Origin of the sequence: Nonomuraea antimicrobica (assembly GCF_039536965.1) — a bacterium.
Lineage (GTDB): Bacteria > Actinomycetota > Actinomycetes > Streptosporangiales > Streptosporangiaceae > Nonomuraea > Nonomuraea antimicrobica.
This window is the reverse complement of sequence record NZ_BAAAZP010000174.1, coordinates 1,157-2,310: the sequence shown is the minus strand read 5'-3', so window position 1 is coordinate 2,310 and position 1,154 is coordinate 1,157. Positions and strand designations below refer to the sequence as shown.

General features: G+C 67.9%; 2 protein-coding genes. Both read left to right on the top strand.

Features of this window, described 5'->3' with window-relative positions; translation table 11 throughout:
• Positions 1–438: 438 nt before the first annotated feature.
• Positions 439–678 carry a hypothetical protein gene (locus ABD844_RS41235; protein ID WP_344891158.1) on the top strand — a complete coding sequence of 80 codons (240 nt, stop codon included), beginning with the start codon at positions 439–441 and terminating at the stop codon, positions 676–678.
• Positions 679–705: 27 nt separating this feature from the next.
• Complete coding sequence (locus ABD844_RS41230; protein WP_486348548.1) at positions 706–1,026, top strand: hypothetical protein; 321 nt, start codon at positions 706–708, stop codon at positions 1,024–1,026.
• Positions 1,027–1,154 lie beyond the last annotated feature (128 nt).

The window sequence follows — 1,154 nt, the reverse complement described above, 5'->3', positions numbered from 1 at the left end:
GGGAGCCCGCTCCCGTTCACGGGTTAACAGCCCAACGATGACCACACCCCGGGGCTCTCCTGACTCACGCCCCCACACCAAATCCCTTTGTCAGCAGGCTCTTAGGTCTCGGACGCCCGATGCGCCAGGCGGCGACTGGGCGGAAGCCTTGGATCGCATCACCGCCCTAGGGCGGTGATGGAGGCGATCGCCCGGAACGGCCGTCCGCTCCCGAACGTGACCCCAGTCGCCAGGTAGCCGATCCGCCGGTCTTCGGTCTGTCCGTGGGGTATCGGAATTAGAAGGTTTGACGATACCCATGTGAAGGCCGTCGAGCGGATCAGGAGAAATTGGACAGTAGGGAATGAAACACTCCGCCGGGCAATTCGATCCGGGTGCTGATTGACGACAGGATTTCCCGGCAGATGGAATGGGGCTCCGTACTGCCGAGGAGCGCCGGTGCGGATCGTTTACTCCCGCTCGTCCACCGCGACCCAGTCGCTGCTTCGGCGGCGGCACATTCTCACCGTGGCCGGGTTGTTGGTGCGGACCGGAGGAGTCGCCGAGGGGTTCCATCCGGTGGAGGGGGTGCTGCTGTTCGAGGACCCGGCGACCGCCTCCAGGATCTCCGCGCTGGAACGGCCCGCGTTCGCCAAGGTCGCCTCCGCCGCGCACCCCGGCGACGCCCTTACTGTCTGAGAGCTGTTCCGGCTCTGCCGCGACCTGATGGACATCCACGCCGTCCGGGACTGGTGCCAGGCCCGCGGCGTCGTGCTGCGAGTCCTGTCGGGGCCGCTGTCCAACTTCCACGACCTGGCCGCCGACGACGCCACCACCGCCCTGATCATCAACGTGATCACCGCTGTCGGGCAGTTCCAGTGCGACCTGCGAAACGAACTGACGCTGAAGGGATCGCTGCGGCCGAAGCCGAAGGCTGCTACCGCGGCTGGCCACCCGCGCTCGCCGGAGGCCGGCTTGAGGAAGTGCGGGCGGCGTTCCGTGACGAGGGCGCCTCGATCGTGGGTGTCGCGCGTGAGCGCGGGGTGAGCCGAGTCGCCGTGCGCACCGCACTGGCCGACCTGCTGCCCGACCTGCTGCCCGACCTGCTGCCCGACCCGAGGATCCCGCCCCCTCAGTCCTGATCGAGAGATGGGCCACCCGCATCCGAACGGTGG